Source organism: Mesorhizobium sp. M1328 (assembly GCF_040318075.1).
Lineage (GTDB): Bacteria > Pseudomonadota > Alphaproteobacteria > Rhizobiales > Rhizobiaceae > Mesorhizobium.
In genome coordinates, this window is sequence record NZ_JAMYLO010000023.1 from 33,671 (window position 1) to 48,823 (window position 15,153).

At 62.4% G+C, this 15,153-nt stretch carries 12 protein-coding genes; 1 reads left to right on the forward strand and 11 read right to left on the reverse strand.

Features of this window, described 5'->3' with window-relative positions:
• Position 1 precedes the first annotated feature (1 nt).
• From icmH to tssA, 11 genes are read right to left on the reverse strand one after another with little or no spacing between them, the layout of a single operon-like run.
• On the reverse strand, positions 2–1,324 hold the full coding sequence (icmH, locus tag NKH23_RS28815) for a type IVB secretion system protein IcmH/DotU (protein WP_352719896.1): 1,323 nt from the start codon (positions 1,322–1,324) through the stop codon (positions 2–4).
• 4 nt (positions 1,325–1,328) lie between these two features.
• Entirely contained in the window at positions 1,329–2,663 is a 1,335-nt protein-coding gene (gene tssK / locus NKH23_RS28820) for a type VI secretion system baseplate subunit TssK (RefSeq protein WP_352719894.1), read from the reverse strand.
• Positions 2,664–2,702: 39 nt separating this feature from the next.
• Complete coding sequence (tssJ, locus tag NKH23_RS28825; RefSeq protein ID WP_352719892.1) at positions 2,703–3,158, reverse strand: type VI secretion system lipoprotein TssJ; 456 nt, start codon at positions 3,156–3,158, stop codon at positions 2,703–2,705.
• 3 nt (positions 3,159–3,161) lie between these two features.
• Entirely contained in the window at positions 3,162–4,640 is a 1,479-nt protein-coding gene (gene tagH / locus NKH23_RS28830; RefSeq protein WP_352719890.1) for a type VI secretion system-associated FHA domain protein TagH, read from the reverse strand.
• Entirely contained in the window at positions 4,637–5,704 is a 1,068-nt protein-coding gene (gene tssG / locus NKH23_RS28835; RefSeq protein ID WP_352977996.1) for a type VI secretion system baseplate subunit TssG, read from the reverse strand. The genes tagH and tssG overlap by 4 nt, the downstream gene beginning before the upstream one ends.
• Positions 5,668–7,542, reverse strand: a complete 1,875-nt coding sequence (gene tssF, locus NKH23_RS28840; protein WP_352719886.1) for a type VI secretion system baseplate subunit TssF — start codon at positions 7,540–7,542, stop codon at positions 5,668–5,670. Before tssF ends, tssG begins: the two co-directional genes overlap by 37 nt.
• Before the next feature lies 1 nt (position 7,543).
• Entirely contained in the window at positions 7,544–8,299 is a 756-nt protein-coding gene (tssE, locus tag NKH23_RS28845; protein ID WP_352719884.1) for a type VI secretion system baseplate subunit TssE, read from the reverse strand.
• The gene (locus tag NKH23_RS28850; RefSeq protein ID WP_023678576.1) at positions 8,286–8,747 is read right to left on the reverse strand and encodes an Hcp family type VI secretion system effector; all 462 of its coding nucleotides are present in this window, start codon (positions 8,745–8,747) and stop codon (positions 8,286–8,288) included. The genes tssE and NKH23_RS28850 overlap by 14 nt, the downstream gene beginning before the upstream one ends.
• A gap of 46 nt (positions 8,748–8,793) precedes the next feature.
• Positions 8,794–10,296 (reverse strand): type VI secretion system contractile sheath large subunit, encoded by a 1,503-nt coding sequence (tssC, locus tag NKH23_RS28855; RefSeq protein WP_352719882.1) that lies wholly within the window; start codon positions 10,294–10,296, stop codon positions 8,794–8,796.
• Positions 10,297–10,298: 2 nt separating this feature from the next.
• Positions 10,299–10,835: a type VI secretion system contractile sheath small subunit gene (gene tssB / locus NKH23_RS28860; protein ID WP_352665767.1), complete on the reverse strand. Its 537-nt coding sequence runs from the start codon at positions 10,833–10,835 to the stop codon at positions 10,299–10,301.
• Positions 10,836–10,841: 6 nt separating this feature from the next.
• Positions 10,842–12,020 carry a type VI secretion system protein TssA gene (tssA, locus tag NKH23_RS28865; RefSeq protein ID WP_352719879.1) on the reverse strand — a complete coding sequence of 393 codons (1,179 nt, stop codon included), beginning with the start codon at positions 12,018–12,020 and terminating at the stop codon, positions 10,842–10,844.
• A gap of 337 nt (positions 12,021–12,357) precedes the next feature.
• Between tssA and tssH the strand changes: the two genes are divergently transcribed.
• Entirely contained in the window at positions 12,358–15,108 is a 2,751-nt protein-coding gene (gene tssH / locus NKH23_RS28870; protein ID WP_352719876.1) for a type VI secretion system ATPase TssH, read from the forward strand.
• The last annotated feature ends 45 nt before the right edge of the window (positions 15,109–15,153 follow it).

The following is a 15,153-nucleotide window of genomic DNA, read 5'->3' on the forward strand; positions in this document are numbered from 1 at the left end:
CTCACAGCCTCTTTTCGACCAGCACCTCAACGCGCCGGTTCAGAGCCCGGCCCTCGCGCGTGCCGTCATCGGCCACTGGATCCGTGGCTGCCCGGCCCTCGGAATGGACGCGTTCCTGCGGCACTCCGTTTTGTACCAGCATGTCGGCAATGGTCTGGGCGCGAGCCTCTGACAGTCGCTGGTTGGTCGACAGCGGATTGGTTCTTTGCAGAGGAACGCTGTCCGTATGTCCGACCACAGTGATGTTGCCGATCAGGTCACGATTGGCGAGGATCACCTTGGCGATCGAGCCGATCAGCGGCTCGAATCCTTCCGTCAGTGTTGGCCGCGACGACTGGAATAGTTCGGGGTTGGAGGCCTGGATGACCAGCTTGGCCAGTGAAACGCTCTCCGTGCCGCTGAGAGCCGATCTCAGATTGCCCGGCGCCCCGGCCTCAAATTCGGGCAGCAGTGCAAAATCCACAGTCTCCGGCGGCGGGACATCGACCGTTGGCGACACGCGACTGATGTCGCCACGGGTCGGCGGCGGCAAGGCGCGGACCAGGGCCGAAAGCTCCACCGCCTGGCTGCTTAGTCCCATTGAGAGCCCGACATAGGTCGCGGTGGCGATGACCGCCGCGGCAAGGGCCATCACCCAGATCGGAACGATGAAGCGCTGCGGCTCGTCGGATGCGATTACGCCCTTCCAGTTCGGCGACAGCGGCGCATTCTCGGCGTCAGCATCGCGCAGGAAACGTGCCGCGGCAACCCGAACGGCATTGAGCGAGCGATCGCCCGAGCGGCCGGGCACGCGATACTTGCCGCGAAAACCCAGTGCCAGGCAGTCATACTGGAGTTCCAGCAATTCGCGATCTCGGTTCGGATGGCGTTCCAGTTCGTCGAGCCGTGTGAAGAACTGCGTGCCGGCGTCGACATCGCCGCGCAACATGACCACAAGCGGCTGACGCGGCCACGCGCTGGCCCCGCCCCAGGGCGTGTTCAGGGCCAGATCGTCGAGCAAGGCCGCCACCACCCAGGCTGCCTGATCGGCCCGTTCCATCGACGACCCCGCCGCCATTGCCGTGTCGCGTGCCCGAACCAGTTCTTCGAGCAGCCGAGTGCGTAACACTTCCGGATTCTCCGGTGGCAGCGCGCTTTCAAGCTCAGGCGCAAACTCGAGCAGGGGCGCGAAGGCGTTGACAAGGCCGTTCGGGTGGGTGCGCGAGCGTTTTACCGGCCCGCCCGGCAAGGATGCCGCCATCGGTCGCGGCATCGGCGTGCCGGTCAGCCTGATGCGAGTGCGTTCGCGATCCTCCGACAGCCCGAAAGGATCATCCCGGCTCATGGTTTCACCTGTTCACCGAATAGCAGTCCACCTGCGGTTCGCTCGGCAGTACACCCGAAACGCCAATGACGAAGCCTGGGGCACCGAGCAGCGATGCCCAGTGCTCGCTTTTCTGGTCGAGCTCAAGGCACAGCCGATCGCCGTCGTAAGGAATCTCGCGAGGTTGCGAATGAAGCGGTTTCAGCGGGATGCCGGGCAGGCGGGACTTCCACAGGCCTTCGAACTCATCAGCCGAGCCCACAGTCGCCTGGTTGACGAATATCTTGCGTAGCGCGTCCTCCGACAGTTCCGAACCGACCCGGATGACGATCCGGCTGGCCACCAGCAGCTTCGGATTGTCGATGCGGATTTTCCAAACATTGGTCGAATGGCGCATAACGGGCAGCGCGCGCGATTTCGGCTCGATGTAGCGCAGGCTCAGGATCAGTGAGCGCAATGCATCCGCCAGCGCCGAAAACGGTGGGCCGGGCGCCATGTGATTGTAAGCCGGCAGCTCGCCCAGTCGCCGCGCGCTCGAGCCGTAGGTCGCCATCGAACCGGCAAGCCCGGCCAGTTCCAGGTAAAGTTCGGCCGGATGGAAAACATCCTGCGCCAGCATATGGGCCAGTCGCGGACGCGCCGCGTTGGCGAGGTTGAGCATCAACAGGTCTTCGACGCTGCGCCCTGGCCCGCCCATGACCATCTTGCCATGCGCCTCGGCGATTTGGTCAAGGCCCGTGACGACTTCCAGAAGCAATTGCCGGTACCAGGCCACTGCACCAGTAACCAGGGCCGGTGGCAGGAACGTCTCGTCCAGCGAAACGCCGCCATCGGCACGAACCCCCTTGATGTCGGCTATAGGCAGGGCGGTATAGCCGCCGACCGATTTGCCGGGTGCAAGCAACAGCGATTGCGGCCGGGCGATTTCGATTTCTTCGGGGTCTGCACCGCCCTGGACGGCATCGCGCACCGAAACAATCCGTCCATGATAGCGCGCACCGCTGGGTGGCGCATGCGCGGGATCGAAGCCAACGCCGCCGGCCGGCTCGAGCGGCAAGGCGACCAGCACCGGGCCGGCGCCTGTATCCGAGGTGACCGGCAGCGGACGCGGCGCGTCCATCAGATCCGGAATGGAGAAGGGGGTTCCGTCCGGGAAAATGCCTCGTGCAGACAGGATCGAGATCTGGCCGGCATCGAGCAATGCCTTATCCAGGGTCAATTGCTGAAAGCCGAACGTATGCAGCTGGCCGGCCTGCAACGCGCCGCGCACAGTCGCCTCCAAGAAACGATCCTGCTGCTGGAAATGCTGGGTCCGCAGGAAAAGGCCCTCGGACCACAGCACCCTGTTTGCATCGCTCATCCGCCTACTCTCTGCATCGAGCTCCCCTTGCCTTGGCCGTCAGGCGGAAATGCCGCCGCTGCCGAGTGTGACATTGATCGTAAAGTTTGATCCGGGCGAAACCGATTTTGTCGTCCGCCAGTTTCGCCCTCCAGGCTCACGGATGAGTGCAACGAAGCCCAGGGCCGTCGCATCCGGTTCAACCGTAATGGTCTTGGTCGCGGTTTTTCCAGGCCCGACGGCAATCTGGTCGGATCCGATGAGATCGCCTGCCAGTGCCGAGCCGGCATCCCCCTGCAAGGCAAAGTAGTCGGCGGAATTGAACTTACCGGTGCTGCGCAGCCGCATGACCAGCACCGTCACTGGCCGATCGCCGCCGCCTGGTCCAGGGTTCATGCCGGCCGCCCCTGACAGCTTCACCGTGATGACCGACGGTTTTGGCGGCCCGGCGCTTTGACAGGCCGTAAGCAGCCCGGTCGCACCCAAGGCAACGATAAATTCGCGTCGATCGATCATGTCTTACTCCTCCTCATATGCATCACGAAAATCGGCGCCGATTTCGCCGAGAAAGCTCTTTTCCGCGCTCTCGGCGATTTCACGATGGCGTTTCTGGTAGAGCTCCCACAGCTTGGCGCCGCGCCCGCCTGACAACAGCGTGCCGATCGCGGAACTCGATTTCAGCTCTGCTTCGATGGCTGCCGGCTCAAAACGGTCGACCATCCGCCGCAAGGCGGCCTGCACGCCGCGCCAGGCGCGCACGTGATGTTGTGCCAGGTCGCGAACCGCATCCGCGATAGCCGCTTCGCCGGCGAGAAATCCGGGGCTGCGTTCGGCAATAAGCGTCACGATTGCGTCGTCGACCGTCGGAAGAAACTTGAGTGGATTGACTTCGGAGGCTCCGACCATTGTCTGGGCAACGCGGGCATTTCCCTTTTCTTCGGCACGCTTGCGCAGCAGCTGCATCAATCCTTCCATCATAAGCCGATATTCGCGACCGAACTTCTCCATCTCGGCGACGGCGTCGCGCCCGGGAAAATCGGCTTCCGCGATGCCCATGCCGCGCAGGAATGCGGTGCGAAGCGCCATGTCGGCGTGCTGCCTCGCGGGCGGCTGGCGGGCGGGGCTGGCGGCTGCGCCTGCCCGCATTGGGGGAGGGGCATCTGCCGCTCGCACGGGCAGGTCCCAGGGATTGGCCGCTTGCAGTGGTTGGGCGTCGCGCTCGCGCTGACCGGTCGAGCCCGCATCGCGTCCCGGGCTGGGCGCCGCGGCAGGCCCAAAACCGAAATCGTCATTGAATTCCGGCATCTTTGCCGTCGCGGGCTCCGTTGCGCCGTTCGGGGACGACATAGGATCGAGGCCGAATGGGTCCGCGCGGCTGGGTGTGCTGTCTGGTTCCAGGTAGGCGTCGGCGCTTTTTGACAGGGGCGTTGAAACCGGATCGAGGCTGAACGGGTCGTCGAAAGCAGGCGAGCTTCGCTGTCTGGAATTGGCGCGTTCGAACGCACCCGGGATCGGCTGCTCAAACGGGTTCGGCAGCTCGGCTGGACGTGGCCGCTGCGGCTCTTCTTCCACGGTGGCTGAAAAGAAATCGTCACGGCCGATGCTGACCGGCGCCCGAGACGCCGGCGGCAAGCGCTCCGGAACTGGCCCTGCGGCTGCTGCTGCTGTGGCTTGGGCGCTCGACGTCTGCAGATCGACATACACGATGTAATCGCCCAGTCTCAGCCGCATGCCATTGCGAAGACGCGCCGACTTGCCGGCGCCGAGCGGGCTGTCGGAGTCGTCTATGAACAATCCGCTGCTCGACGTATCAGTGACGAAATATCCATCGCGCCCACCAGTGATCCTGCAATGGGCGCGTGAAACGAACATGTCGGGATCGTCGATCTGCCAGCCGGCATCCGCGCTGCGGCCGATCACCAGTTCCCCCTCGTCAAGCCGGGTCTGCCGTACCGCCTGGGTGCGTGGCCCTTGCTCCAGCGTCAGCAGCAGACTCATGCCGCGACCTCCGCCCCTTCCTGCCGCCAGCCGACTAATGTCCGCAGCCGCATGTCGTCAGCATCGCCCCTTTCAGCGGGCCGCGCAAGCCACGCGGTCCGGGCGAGTTGCACGGTTCCAATACGCGGCGGCGGAACGGCATCGCGCGCCAGCACGATGCGCAGATCGACGTCGAGCGATTCGCCGACCATGTCGCTAACGGCCTGCTTGAACAATTTGAGGCGCTGACCACCCGGCAGGAACGCCTTGAAGTCTTCATAGCCCAGCGGGCCGACGCGGAGCTCGATCCTGCTTTGACGGTTGAAGACACGCGGACCGATCGTCGCTCCCCGACCGAGCCCTGCGTAGGCTTTGCCAAGGCGGGTCTGGAGCGCGGCTGGTATGGTCATCCAGGCAGCGATGAACTCCCTGATCTGGACCGGCACCTTGAACGCCTCAGCCAGGAACAGCGTCAGCCGCTCGGGGCCGTCGACCTGATTGGCAAGCGAAGCGGCCTGGCGCAGCTTAACGGCGTCCAGTTCCGGGTTGTGGGTGCCGGGAAGCCCTATTCCCGCCATGGCTTCAAGCATGGCGCGAACGCGCCCACCTACCGGGCGCTCGACCTGAACCGCCGGATGCGCATCCGCCCACGCCCTGTAATACAGCCCAATCATGCGGTTCTGAAGAATGTTGACGAAGTCCATGAAGGTCGTGTCGCTGGTCTGCTGCGCATCGGCGCCGGTGAACCAGCGTTGCGACAGGCGATCGAGCACCCAGCGCGTCAAATGCAGAGGCATCGGACCTTCAGGTCCCATCAGACCAATGTTTGCGACCGTAACCCGAGCGGGCGCTTTGTCAGTCGCTTCGCGGAATTCTGCCAAGTCCTTGGCGGAAAAGCTGAGACGAACATGCTGCCCGAGCCGCGAGGGTTCGCGCTCCGGCGGGCCTGAATAGCCGAACAACCCGCCTCTTCGTTCGAGTCGGCGCAACAGCTCGAAGAAGTCGAACGCATCCGACAGCTCTTCGGGCTGGTCCAGGCCAGGCTTGTCTAGATCAGGTAGCGATTGCCGGGCGTCATCGGCCATGGCACATCCTCCTGCTTCTGCAGCAGCCATGTGCGGGTTCGCACAAAGCCGTTTATTCCAGCGTGACGGGCAAACAGCCGTGCCAGCAGGGCCGAAAGCAGCAAGGTGCTCTGCCCCGCCAGGACAGACTGATCGACATGCAATGTCACCTCCGTGCCTCGTCCGAAGCACATCGGCCCATCGATCTGCAGTCGTTCGATGACGGACCGGGAGTCGATGCGCACGATCGAGTGCACATTGCGGGCGAGGTTCGGGTCACCCCTGTCGGCGTAGAGCTCAAGCAGCGCATGCAGCGGGTCGACGCCGCGCCCTTCCTTTGCAAGGCTTAGAAAGTTGAGCGCGAGCTGCGCTACAAGCCGCCAGGCGAGATTGTCGGCTCGCGATTCACCCGCCGCGCCCGCCGGCAGTGCTGCAGGGATGGCTGGGCGAGGCGGGCGCAATGCGCCGAGAAGCCGGATCATTTCGACCGGATCGCCGGCTTCCAGCGTCAAGGTAGGGTTGTCGTCAAGGATTGGCAGATCGCGGTTGGTGCAGAGCGCCACGATGTCGACGCGCTTCAGCGGCCGGTTAGGCGGATTTTCCGCTGGGCGTGAAATCGCCAGGAAAACGTCGTCGCCCGTGTATGAAGTGCGGGTGAGGCCGTCGCGCCGTTCCTCCTCCGTCGGGCGACGTGGGCGCCGTTCGGTGGAATAAACCCAACCGCTGCCGCGGTTCTGTCCCAGGCTGAAGAGCTCCGGGATTGCGGCGTCGCTCCCCTCGCTGTCGGCGTCCTCGACGCGGGTAACCCGATAGATTTCGAAGTCCCGCGCTCGCGTGCGGTCGGCATGCAGCACCTGCCGCGTCTTGCGCGGATCGAGCTCGACGACGTTGCACTCACGTTCGAACAGATTGATGATCGGCGTTGCGAAAAGTTCAAAATCGGCCGCCGCCAGATCGGCAAGTTCAGGCACCGGACGCCTGAAGATGAAGATGATCTCGAGCTCGGCTGTGCATCTGCGCACAATGGGCTGCAACCCCGAAATCCGAGCATAGTGAAAGCGCTCCGGCATCATGAAGTATTCGCGCAGAAGACGATATCCTTCGAAGGTCGGACGTGTACGAGGCATCAGAGCCTCGTCGTCGCTGATGCCGACCATTTCAGGTACCGGCAACGGCGATATTGGGTTGGCCTTGCCTTCCGGTCGTGCACCAACGGCTGAGCAGGCGCCGAAAATCGCATCGAAAAGCAGTGGTGCCTTGGTGCGCGCGGCAAAGTAAAGATCAAGCCGGTCGAGCGACAGTTCATCGAGCTTGCCTTTTCCAGTACGGGCCAGCGTGATGCGAAGCGCCGCCTCGCCATCCACACCGCCGAGCCGCGTGATGCCGGCTGCCGCCAAGGCGCTACGATCCTGAAAATAGCCGACCGAGGTAATGGCTATCGGCCACAGCGTGATGTCCTGGGCGGTGGTGAACGTGCAACGCGTCGAAAGGCCAGGCTGGAGGCTGGAAACCAGCCGCGTATTGCGCTTGACGACATGGCCCCCAATCATTGTCTGGACCTGCTGGCCGGGTTTGAGCACTACCATGGCCGTTGCCGGCGCCGGCGTGACAAGGTCAGGATAGAGAACATCAAGGACGGCGCGCGAGAAGCGCGAGCGTTCCGCATCGACCTTGAGCCGGGTCCGCGCGGCCAAGAAAGCAACGCCGTCAAGCAGCCGCTCGACATAGGGGTCCGGACAGGGGACCGTATCGAGTGAAAGGTTGCGCGCCACCGCCGGATGCATGTCGGCGAATTCTGCCGCGAGCGCACGGATATGGATCAGTTCCTCCTCGTAATATTCTACGAAGACCCGATCCATCTCAGGCTTCCCTAAATTCGGTCCGAGCCAAGCCGTTATCGAGATTGATCGTGGTGCGCAGGCGCATGCGTTCGGGCGTCGGCGTCATGATCAACACCGCATCTATCTCGATCTTCAGGCCCACGGTTTTGTCGCCAAGGGTTACCGTAACCTTTGTTGCACTGTCCTTGAGACGCGGCTCGAAGGTGGCAAGCACCGAGCGGATCTCGCGCGCCAGCGCCTCGCGATCGAAGTCGCGGGAGGAACGGCCCGAGAAGGAAGGCACTCCGTAATTAACGACGCTGCGACGCACCTCCGGAAAATCGGCGAGCGACGGCGGGTTGTCCGCGGCCTGTTCGCTTTCAAGGTCGGAAAGAAGCGGAACGGCCTCGAAGCGCTCGGTGTTGAACAAAGCCTCGACATCGCGCCGCACGGCTTCCTTGAGCACACGAGCCGACACCACCACGCCACGGCTTTCAATTTCAGCGCGGTGCTGGCTCTGAAAGGCCAGGCGATGGAGACGCCGCTTCTGGTCGGCCGTCAACTCCGCGTCGGCGTCGATGCGCCGCGCGCTGGCCGCAACAAGATTGTCCAGCCGCTCCGCGCCAAGCTCGTCCTGCAGTGCCTGGCGCAGCCCGTCTATCTCGGAGGTCATACCCGGCAGATCGTTTACGAGGCGGTCCCATAAAGAGGGCTGGACCGCTTCGCGCTTTGCTCGCGAGCTGCCGCTACCCAGCGACTTGTCCGCGCCGGGCCGCCGGGCCTCACTTGCCGACATAGACATCCATTTCGATTTCGTCGTTGTCGTCGTAGACGAACTTTATCTTTTTGTAGGCAAAGCTGACCTCTTCCTCGATCAGGTCCTCCTCATCCTCGGCCTGCGACATGTCGTATTCCATGATCGAGGCGTCGGTGAGTGTGACGACCAGGTAATCCTTGGTCTCGCCATCGATGGTCCGCCGTGCAGAAAACACGACTTCGTCCAGGGCCTTGTTTTCGAACAGCGCCTTTTTCAGGTAGGGCGAAGACTTGTCATAGTGCTTGGTGAACTTGATCATACCCAAGGACACACGACCGCGACGCGAGAGCGAATTTGGATCATAGGGCGCGATCATCTTGTAATCGACGCCATGGATTTCGATTTCGTCCTCATGGCCATCTCGAGTGCTTGGACCCTTGATATCCGGAACCTTTAGAAAGCCATCAATCTTCGTATTTGTGGGCATTGTCTTTCTCCACCGCTTTCAAAAACCAAGATGTTGTTGCTGCAAATCAAGTCTTTACGGACGGAAGTTCCGAAACCAGTCGGAGCGAGGCATTGATACCCTCCAGCTGATAATGCGGGCGCAGATAGAAGCGGGCATTGTAGTAGCCGGGGCGCCCTTCCACGCTATCCACCTGAACCTCGGCGGCGGCGAGCGGGCGCTTGGCGCGCGCCTTGTCGTCGGCAAAGGCCGGGTTGGCCAGCACATACCGGTTGATCCATTCGGTCAGCCAGATCTGCATGTCGGAGCGCTCCTTGAACGAACCGACCTTGTCGCGCGCGATCGCCTTGAGGTAGTGGGCAAAGCGCGAGACCGGGAAAAGGTAGGGCAGGTTGGCGCTCAGCCGCTCGTTGGCCTGCGCATCGGGGTCGACCAGCCGTCCCGCCCTTGTCTCGTCGTCCTGCAGCGAATGGGCGCCAATGAAGGCGGCGAGATCGGTGTTCTTTCGATGCAGGATGGGCATCAGGCCGAGCTTGGCCAGCTCCGCCTCGCGCCGGTCGTCGATGGCGACCTCCGTCGGACATTTCATCGCTATCGAGCCATCATCGGTCGGGAAGCTGTGCACTGGCAGGTTGAGGACCGTGCCGCCATTTTCGACGCCGCGGATCTGCGTGCCCCAGCCATAGAGCTTGTGGCTGCGGTTTATGTTCACGCCCATCGGGAATGCGGCGTTCATCCAGACGTATTTGTTATGATCGCCATGTACCTCCTCCTCGAAGGTGAAGCCCTTCACCGGAACGGTATCGGTGCCATACGGCAACCGTGCCAGAACGCGAGGCATGGTCAGGCCGATGTAGCGTGCATCCTCGCTCTCGCGCAGCGCCTGCCACGAGGCATAGGCGGGGTTGGAGACGATCTGCTGCAGGTCCTGCGGGTTCGGCAATTCCTGCCAGCTGTCCATGCGGAACAGGCGAGGCGACGCAGCTGCGATAAAGGGCGTGTGCGCTGAGGCGCAGATACCGGAGATGTTGCGCAGCAGACCGACGTCGCGCGGGTGGTTGGAAAATTCGTACGCACCAATCACACAGCCGATCGGCTCGCCGCCAAGCATTGAGTACTCGTCCGTGTAGACTTTCTTGAAGATCGGGCTCTGATCCCACATCTGGCCCTCATAATCCTCAAGCGTGTCGGCCAGCTGCTCCTTGGAGATGTTCATCACCCGGATCTTCAGCTTCTGATCCGTCTCGGTATTGTTGACGAGATACCACAGGCCACGCCATGTGCCCTCCATTTCGCGCACTTCCGGCGCGTGCAGGATCTCGTTGACTTGTTCGGAGAGCATCTTGTCGATGCCGGCGATCAGCGACTTGATCGACTTGATCGCATTCGACGAGATGGTCGTGGTATCGGAGCGCGTCTGCGCTGCAAGTGCGAGATTGCGCACCAATTGCTGGAGCTTTTCGCTGTCGTCCTTCTTGACCTTGAAATCCTTCTCGAGGAGCCCGCTGAATTCTCCAAGATCGATGGTTTCCGCCTCGGCGACGGCGGCGGTTTTTTGCTGTTCGGCCATGGTCATTCCCCTGCCTTGTCGTCCGCCAGTGCCTGGCTGGCGATCTTGCCAAGAAGCGGTTCATTGTTCAGCAGTTGCGCAATGCGCTTTTCGGCGTCGACGCGCCCGTCCATGAAGCCGAGAAGTTCCTCGAGTTGGCGGCGCATCTTGAGGATTTCGGCCAATTGTGGGACCTGCTCGGCAATCTTGTCGGGCGCGAAATCGCCCATCTTGGTGAAGGTAAGATCGAGCGCCAGTTCCTCGTCCCGCTCGGCGCCTTCAGCCTGGGGCAGCGTATTCTTCACACGGGCTTTGACGCGTGGTCCAAGTGCCTCCATGAAACGCGGAAACCGGTTCGCATCGGTCTCGACAAAGGAGCGGTCCAGCACCGACTTCGCCGCTTCCTTCGTCTGCGAAGCCCCCGAAAGGTCGGCCATGACGGCCATGACAAACGGCAGCTCGATGGTCGTTGGACTGCCATAGGTTTCCACGTCATAGGCGATCTGCACCCGCGGCGCGCGATTTCGTTCGATGACCTTGGCTTTGCTTTCGGCTGGCATTGCTTGCTACCTTTCATCCTTCTGAGCCGTCTTCTTGGCATCGGGAACGCCGGCAAGAAGCCGGAACTCCTTCAGTCCCGACGGGGCAAGATCTTCCATCAGTTCAACAAAATCCATATGCACCATCCGGCGAACACGGCGGGCGAGGTGGGGGATCGGGCTCGATGGTTCGGTGCGGTCATAAAAGGCGACGACGAGGTCCAGGCATTTCACCACGTCGTCGCGCGAAGAAATCCGGTCGGGGAGTCCGGTGCTCGAGTCCGCGTAGCTAGCCACACTTGCCATTGTATCGGCTCCATGACCGTTTCGGGCAGGCATTACCGGTTCTGCAGGCGAAGGGGACGGCTTTGCCGAGCCATTCGCCATCGCGCCGGCAGCCGAGTTGCGCTCGAGGGTTGTCAGCAAACGCTGCAGGAACCGTTTTAATTCCGGAATGGTGGTCCCGCCGCTGCCTTCAAGGCGAGCGTTGAGGGCTGTCTCGACCGCTTCCAGTGCCGCGACCGCCGCGCGCGCATCGGCGATGAGCGACTGCATTTCCTCATTGGCTTGATCCGCCTGTGCCGCGCACCCGGCACGAACCCGGTTCAACAGTTGTCCGTGCGCACTGACAAGCGCTGCCTTTTCGGCCGCATTCAATCCTGACGCTGCTTCTTGCAGCATGACGCGGTCGTCGAGCGCAGCGTGTTCCAGGTCGCGTCCGCTGATCGGCCCGATCGAGCGTGGCGCAAAGAAAGTCATTTGCCGCAGGTTGGCCAGCAGCCCGTCCTGACCATTTTGAAGATCGAGCAGCGCGTTGATGCGGCGCAAGGCGGCCTCGCGAGGCGACGTGTTGGGCCGCAGCGCCGGGTGCATGCTTTCCCAATGCTGGTCGAATGTCCGCCCAATAAGCGTCAGACCCTGCGCCAAGCCGGCCAGTCCCTGCTCGTTGGCCAGTGCGCGTGTGACAATTACAATCAGGCGCAGGTCGCGGCCACGCGCGCGCAATTCCTCGGCCTTGGTGAGCACTGCTGGCCAGTCGACGGGAATGGTGCTTTGCGAGACCGGCCTGTTGTTGCCGTCATGAACAACCTTGACCTGGGGCTCCGTCAGGCGCTCCAGTTCGTGAAACGCCGGATCGTTACGCAAATCCTCTCCCGACGGATTTTCACCGTCGAGCGGAGCAAGCCAGAGTGCGACGTCGATCACACCGATCCCCCAGTCACCGGCCCTGAGGCCGACCTGCCCCTACGTTATCACACGGTTGCGCTTTTCCACAATTCAGCGAGTGCGGAAAAAATTAACAAAAGCTAATGCAGCCTTGTCTTGATTGTGGAATCCGGGGGCGTGATTGGCGAGCCCTGGACCAGGAACGCGTCGTGCTGGGATGTCAGGACCCGCGTTGTTTGCGGCCGGCGATGCAGGATCTTCCACCAATGATGGGAGCCCGCATAATCGGGCATTGAAACCTTTGTTCATCCCGCACTTTGTCAAGCGGCTGCTTATGTGGCAGGTTACCCACTTGCAGAGTGCAGGAGCACGTTCGATGGAACAGCGCCGGTCATCGCAGAGTTTCAAGCGCAAGGAACTGGTCGGCAAGCTCAATCCTCTAGGGTTGCGCGCCTTCAAGGCAGCGGCCGACAGTGCCAAGCTGCGCGGCAATCCCTACGTCGAACTCGTCCACTTCATCGAGCAGCTGGTGCTCTCCGACCGCTCGGATGTGCAAATGATGATCGGCGATGCGGGACTGGATGCGAGCCGACTTACGGCCGATATGACGCGTGCGGTGGACAAGCTGCCTTATGGCGCAACCTCGATCGAAGAGTTTTCCGACCATATCTTCCACGCCATCCAGGAGGCCTGGAATCTGGCAACACTGGAATTCGGCGTGGAGGAGGTCCGCAGCGCACATGTTCTGCTTGCTTGCCTGAAGACACCGGTGCTGGAAGGCCTGCTGTCGAAGATCAGCGGCGAGTTCGACAAGATCGACGCCGACGCCGTCGTGGCGCGCTTCGCCGATGTCACGGAGGGCTCACTCGAAGCCGGCGCTGCGCCAACGGTCACCGCGACAGAGGCGCCGCGGCGGGCTCCGGGCGGGGATTCGGCACTGGCCAAATATGCCACCGACCTGACCCAGCGCGCCCGCGACGGAAAGATCGACCCGGTCGTCGGCCGCGATCCGGAGATCAGGCAGATTGTCGACATATTGATGCGACGGCGGCAGAACAATCCGATCCTGACCGGCGAGGCGGGCGTCGGCAAGACTGCAGTCGTGGAGGGTTTTGCTCTGCGCATCGCCAAAGGCGATGTGCCGCCTCCACTGCAGGGAGTGAGCGTGCGCATGCTCGACGTCGGATTGATGCAGGCAGGCGCAAGCGTAAAAGGTGAATTCGAAAAACGGCTGAAGGCCGTAATCGACGAAGTTCAATCCTCTGAAGCGCCGGTCATCCTCTTCATCGACGAAGCCCATACCCTGATAGGCGCCGGTGGTGCTGCCGGAACCGGCGACGCTGCCAATCTGCTCAAGCCGGCGCTGGCGCGCGGCGAACTTCGCACGATAGCGGCAACGACCTGGGCGGAATACAAGCAGCACATCGAGAAAGACCCGGCACTGACCCGCCGCTTCCAGGTGATAAAGATCGACGAGCCTTCGGAATCGGTTGCCATCCTCATGTTGCGCGGCGTGGCTGGCGTTCTCGAACAGCACCACAAGGTCCAGATATTGGATGAGGCGATCGACGCGGCGGTCGCCCTGTCGCATCGCTACATCCCGGCGCGGCAGCTGCCGGACAAGGCGGTCAGCCTTCTCGACACCGCCTGCGCGCGTGTCGCCGTATCGCAGCACGCCACGCCGGCCGAGGTCGAGGACATTATGCGCCGTCGCCAGGCGCTGGAGGTCGAGCGCGGCATTATCGGCCGCGAGGCTGCAATCGGCATCGAAGTGGCCGAGCGGCAGGCACGGGTCGAGGCCGGACTGGCCGAGACCGAACGCACGCTCGCAGCCGCGCAGCAGCGCTGGGAGCGCGAAAAGGCGCTGGTGGCCGAGATACTCGAACTGCGTGCCAGGCTGCGCGGTGACGGCGTGCCGCTCGATGCCGTGGAAGGGCAGGAGGCCGCCACTGAGACAGAGAGCGTCGAGGTGCCAGGGACCGAACAGTCCACTGCCGGGACGAAGGTTCCGGCGGCAGATGGTACTCCGCCTCCCGATCCGGCTGCCGATCTCGCTCGGCTGCGCGAACTGATGAGCGAACTGGCCGAGGCGCAAGGCGAAACACCGCTGATCCTGCCATCGGTCGATCGCAACGCCGTGGCGGCCGTGGTTCAGGACTGGACGGGCATCCCGACGGGGCGGATGCTGTCGAGTCAGACCGAGAAGGCGCTGCGGCTCGCGGCCACTCTGTCCGAGCGCGTTGTGGGACAGGATCACGCCATGGAGATGATCGCCAAGCGCGTGCAGACCAGCCGCGCCGGTCTCGGCGCTCCGGAAAAGCCGGTGGGTGTATTCCTGCTTTGCGGTCCCTCGGGCGTCGGCAAGACCGAAACCGCCTTGGCACTGGCCGAAACGCTCTACGGCGGAGAGCAGAACCTGATCTCGATCAACATGTCCGAATTCCAGGAGGCGCATACGGTCTCCACCTTGAAGGGCGCGCCGCCCGGATATGTCGGCTATGGCAAAGGTGGAATTCTCACCGAGGCGGTGCGACGCAAGCCCTATTCGGTGATCCTGCTCGACGAGGTCGAGAAGGCGCATCCGGACGTGCACGAAATCTTCTTCCAGGTCTTTGATAAAGGGATGATGGACGACAGTGAAGGCCGACGGATCGATTTCAAGAACACGCTGATCCTGCTCACGTCGAATGTCGGCTCCGAAGTCATCATGGACCGGACAAGGAACGGGGCGGAACGGGCAGGGCTCGACGAATTGGACACCGCGTTGCGCAGTCCGTTGCTGAAGGTCTTTCCTGCGGCCTTTCTCGGCCGGGTGGTGACCATCCCTTACTTCCCGCTTTCGGATTCGATGATTGAAGCGATCACTCGTCACCAGTTCGCCAAGATTGCTCGCCGGCTGCACGCAACCAACCATGCGGAATTGGTCATCGGCGATGGTGTCATGGATCTGGTCAAGGCCCGCTGCACGGAAATCGAATCGGGCGGCAGGATGATTGACGCAATTCTGACCAACACTCTTCTTCCGGAATTGAGCCGCGGCGTGCTGAACCGGTCGCTCGCTGGTGAAAAGATGACGAAGGTGACGGTTGGCGCCTCAGCCCAAGGGTTTACCTATTCCTTCGAATAAGTGCGCGAATATTACGGGCGTCTCCTTTCGTCAGCTGTAGCGTTA

Bases quoted from the DNA above. Each gene is read 5' to 3' on its own strand.
- icmH (WP_352719896.1), bottom strand. From the start codon at position 1,324: ATGAGCCGGGATGATCCTTTCGGGCTGTCGGAGGATCGCGAACGCACT.
- tssK (WP_352719894.1), bottom strand. From the start codon at position 2,663: ATGAGCGATGCAAACAGGGTGCTGTGGTCCGAGGGCCTTTTCCTGCGG.
- tssJ (WP_352719892.1), bottom strand. From the start codon at position 3,158: ATGATCGATCGACGCGAATTTATCGTTGCCTTGGGTGCGACCGGGCTG.
- tagH (WP_352719890.1), bottom strand. From the start codon at position 4,640: ATGAGTCTGCTGCTGACGCTGGAGCAAGGGCCACGCACCCAGGCGGTA.
- tssG (WP_352977996.1), bottom strand. From the start codon at position 5,704: ATGGCCGATGACGCCCGGCAATCGCTACCTGATCTAGACAAGCCTGGC.
- tssF (WP_352719886.1), bottom strand. From the start codon at position 7,542: ATGGATCGGGTCTTCGTAGAATATTACGAGGAGGAACTGATCCATATC.
- tssE (WP_352719884.1), bottom strand. From the start codon at position 8,299: ATGTCGGCAAGTGAGGCCCGGCGGCCCGGCGCGGACAAGTCGCTGGGT.
- NKH23_RS28850 (WP_023678576.1), bottom strand. From the start codon at position 8,747: ATGCCCACAAATACGAAGATTGATGGCTTTCTAAAGGTTCCGGATATC.
- tssC (WP_352719882.1), bottom strand. From the start codon at position 10,296: ATGGCCGAACAGCAAAAAACCGCCGCCGTCGCCGAGGCGGAAACCATC.
- tssB (WP_352665767.1), bottom strand. From the start codon at position 10,835: ATGCCAGCCGAAAGCAAAGCCAAGGTCATCGAACGAAATCGCGCGCCG.
- tssH (WP_352719876.1), top strand. From the start codon at position 12,358: ATGGAACAGCGCCGGTCATCGCAGAGTTTCAAGCGCAAGGAACTGGTC.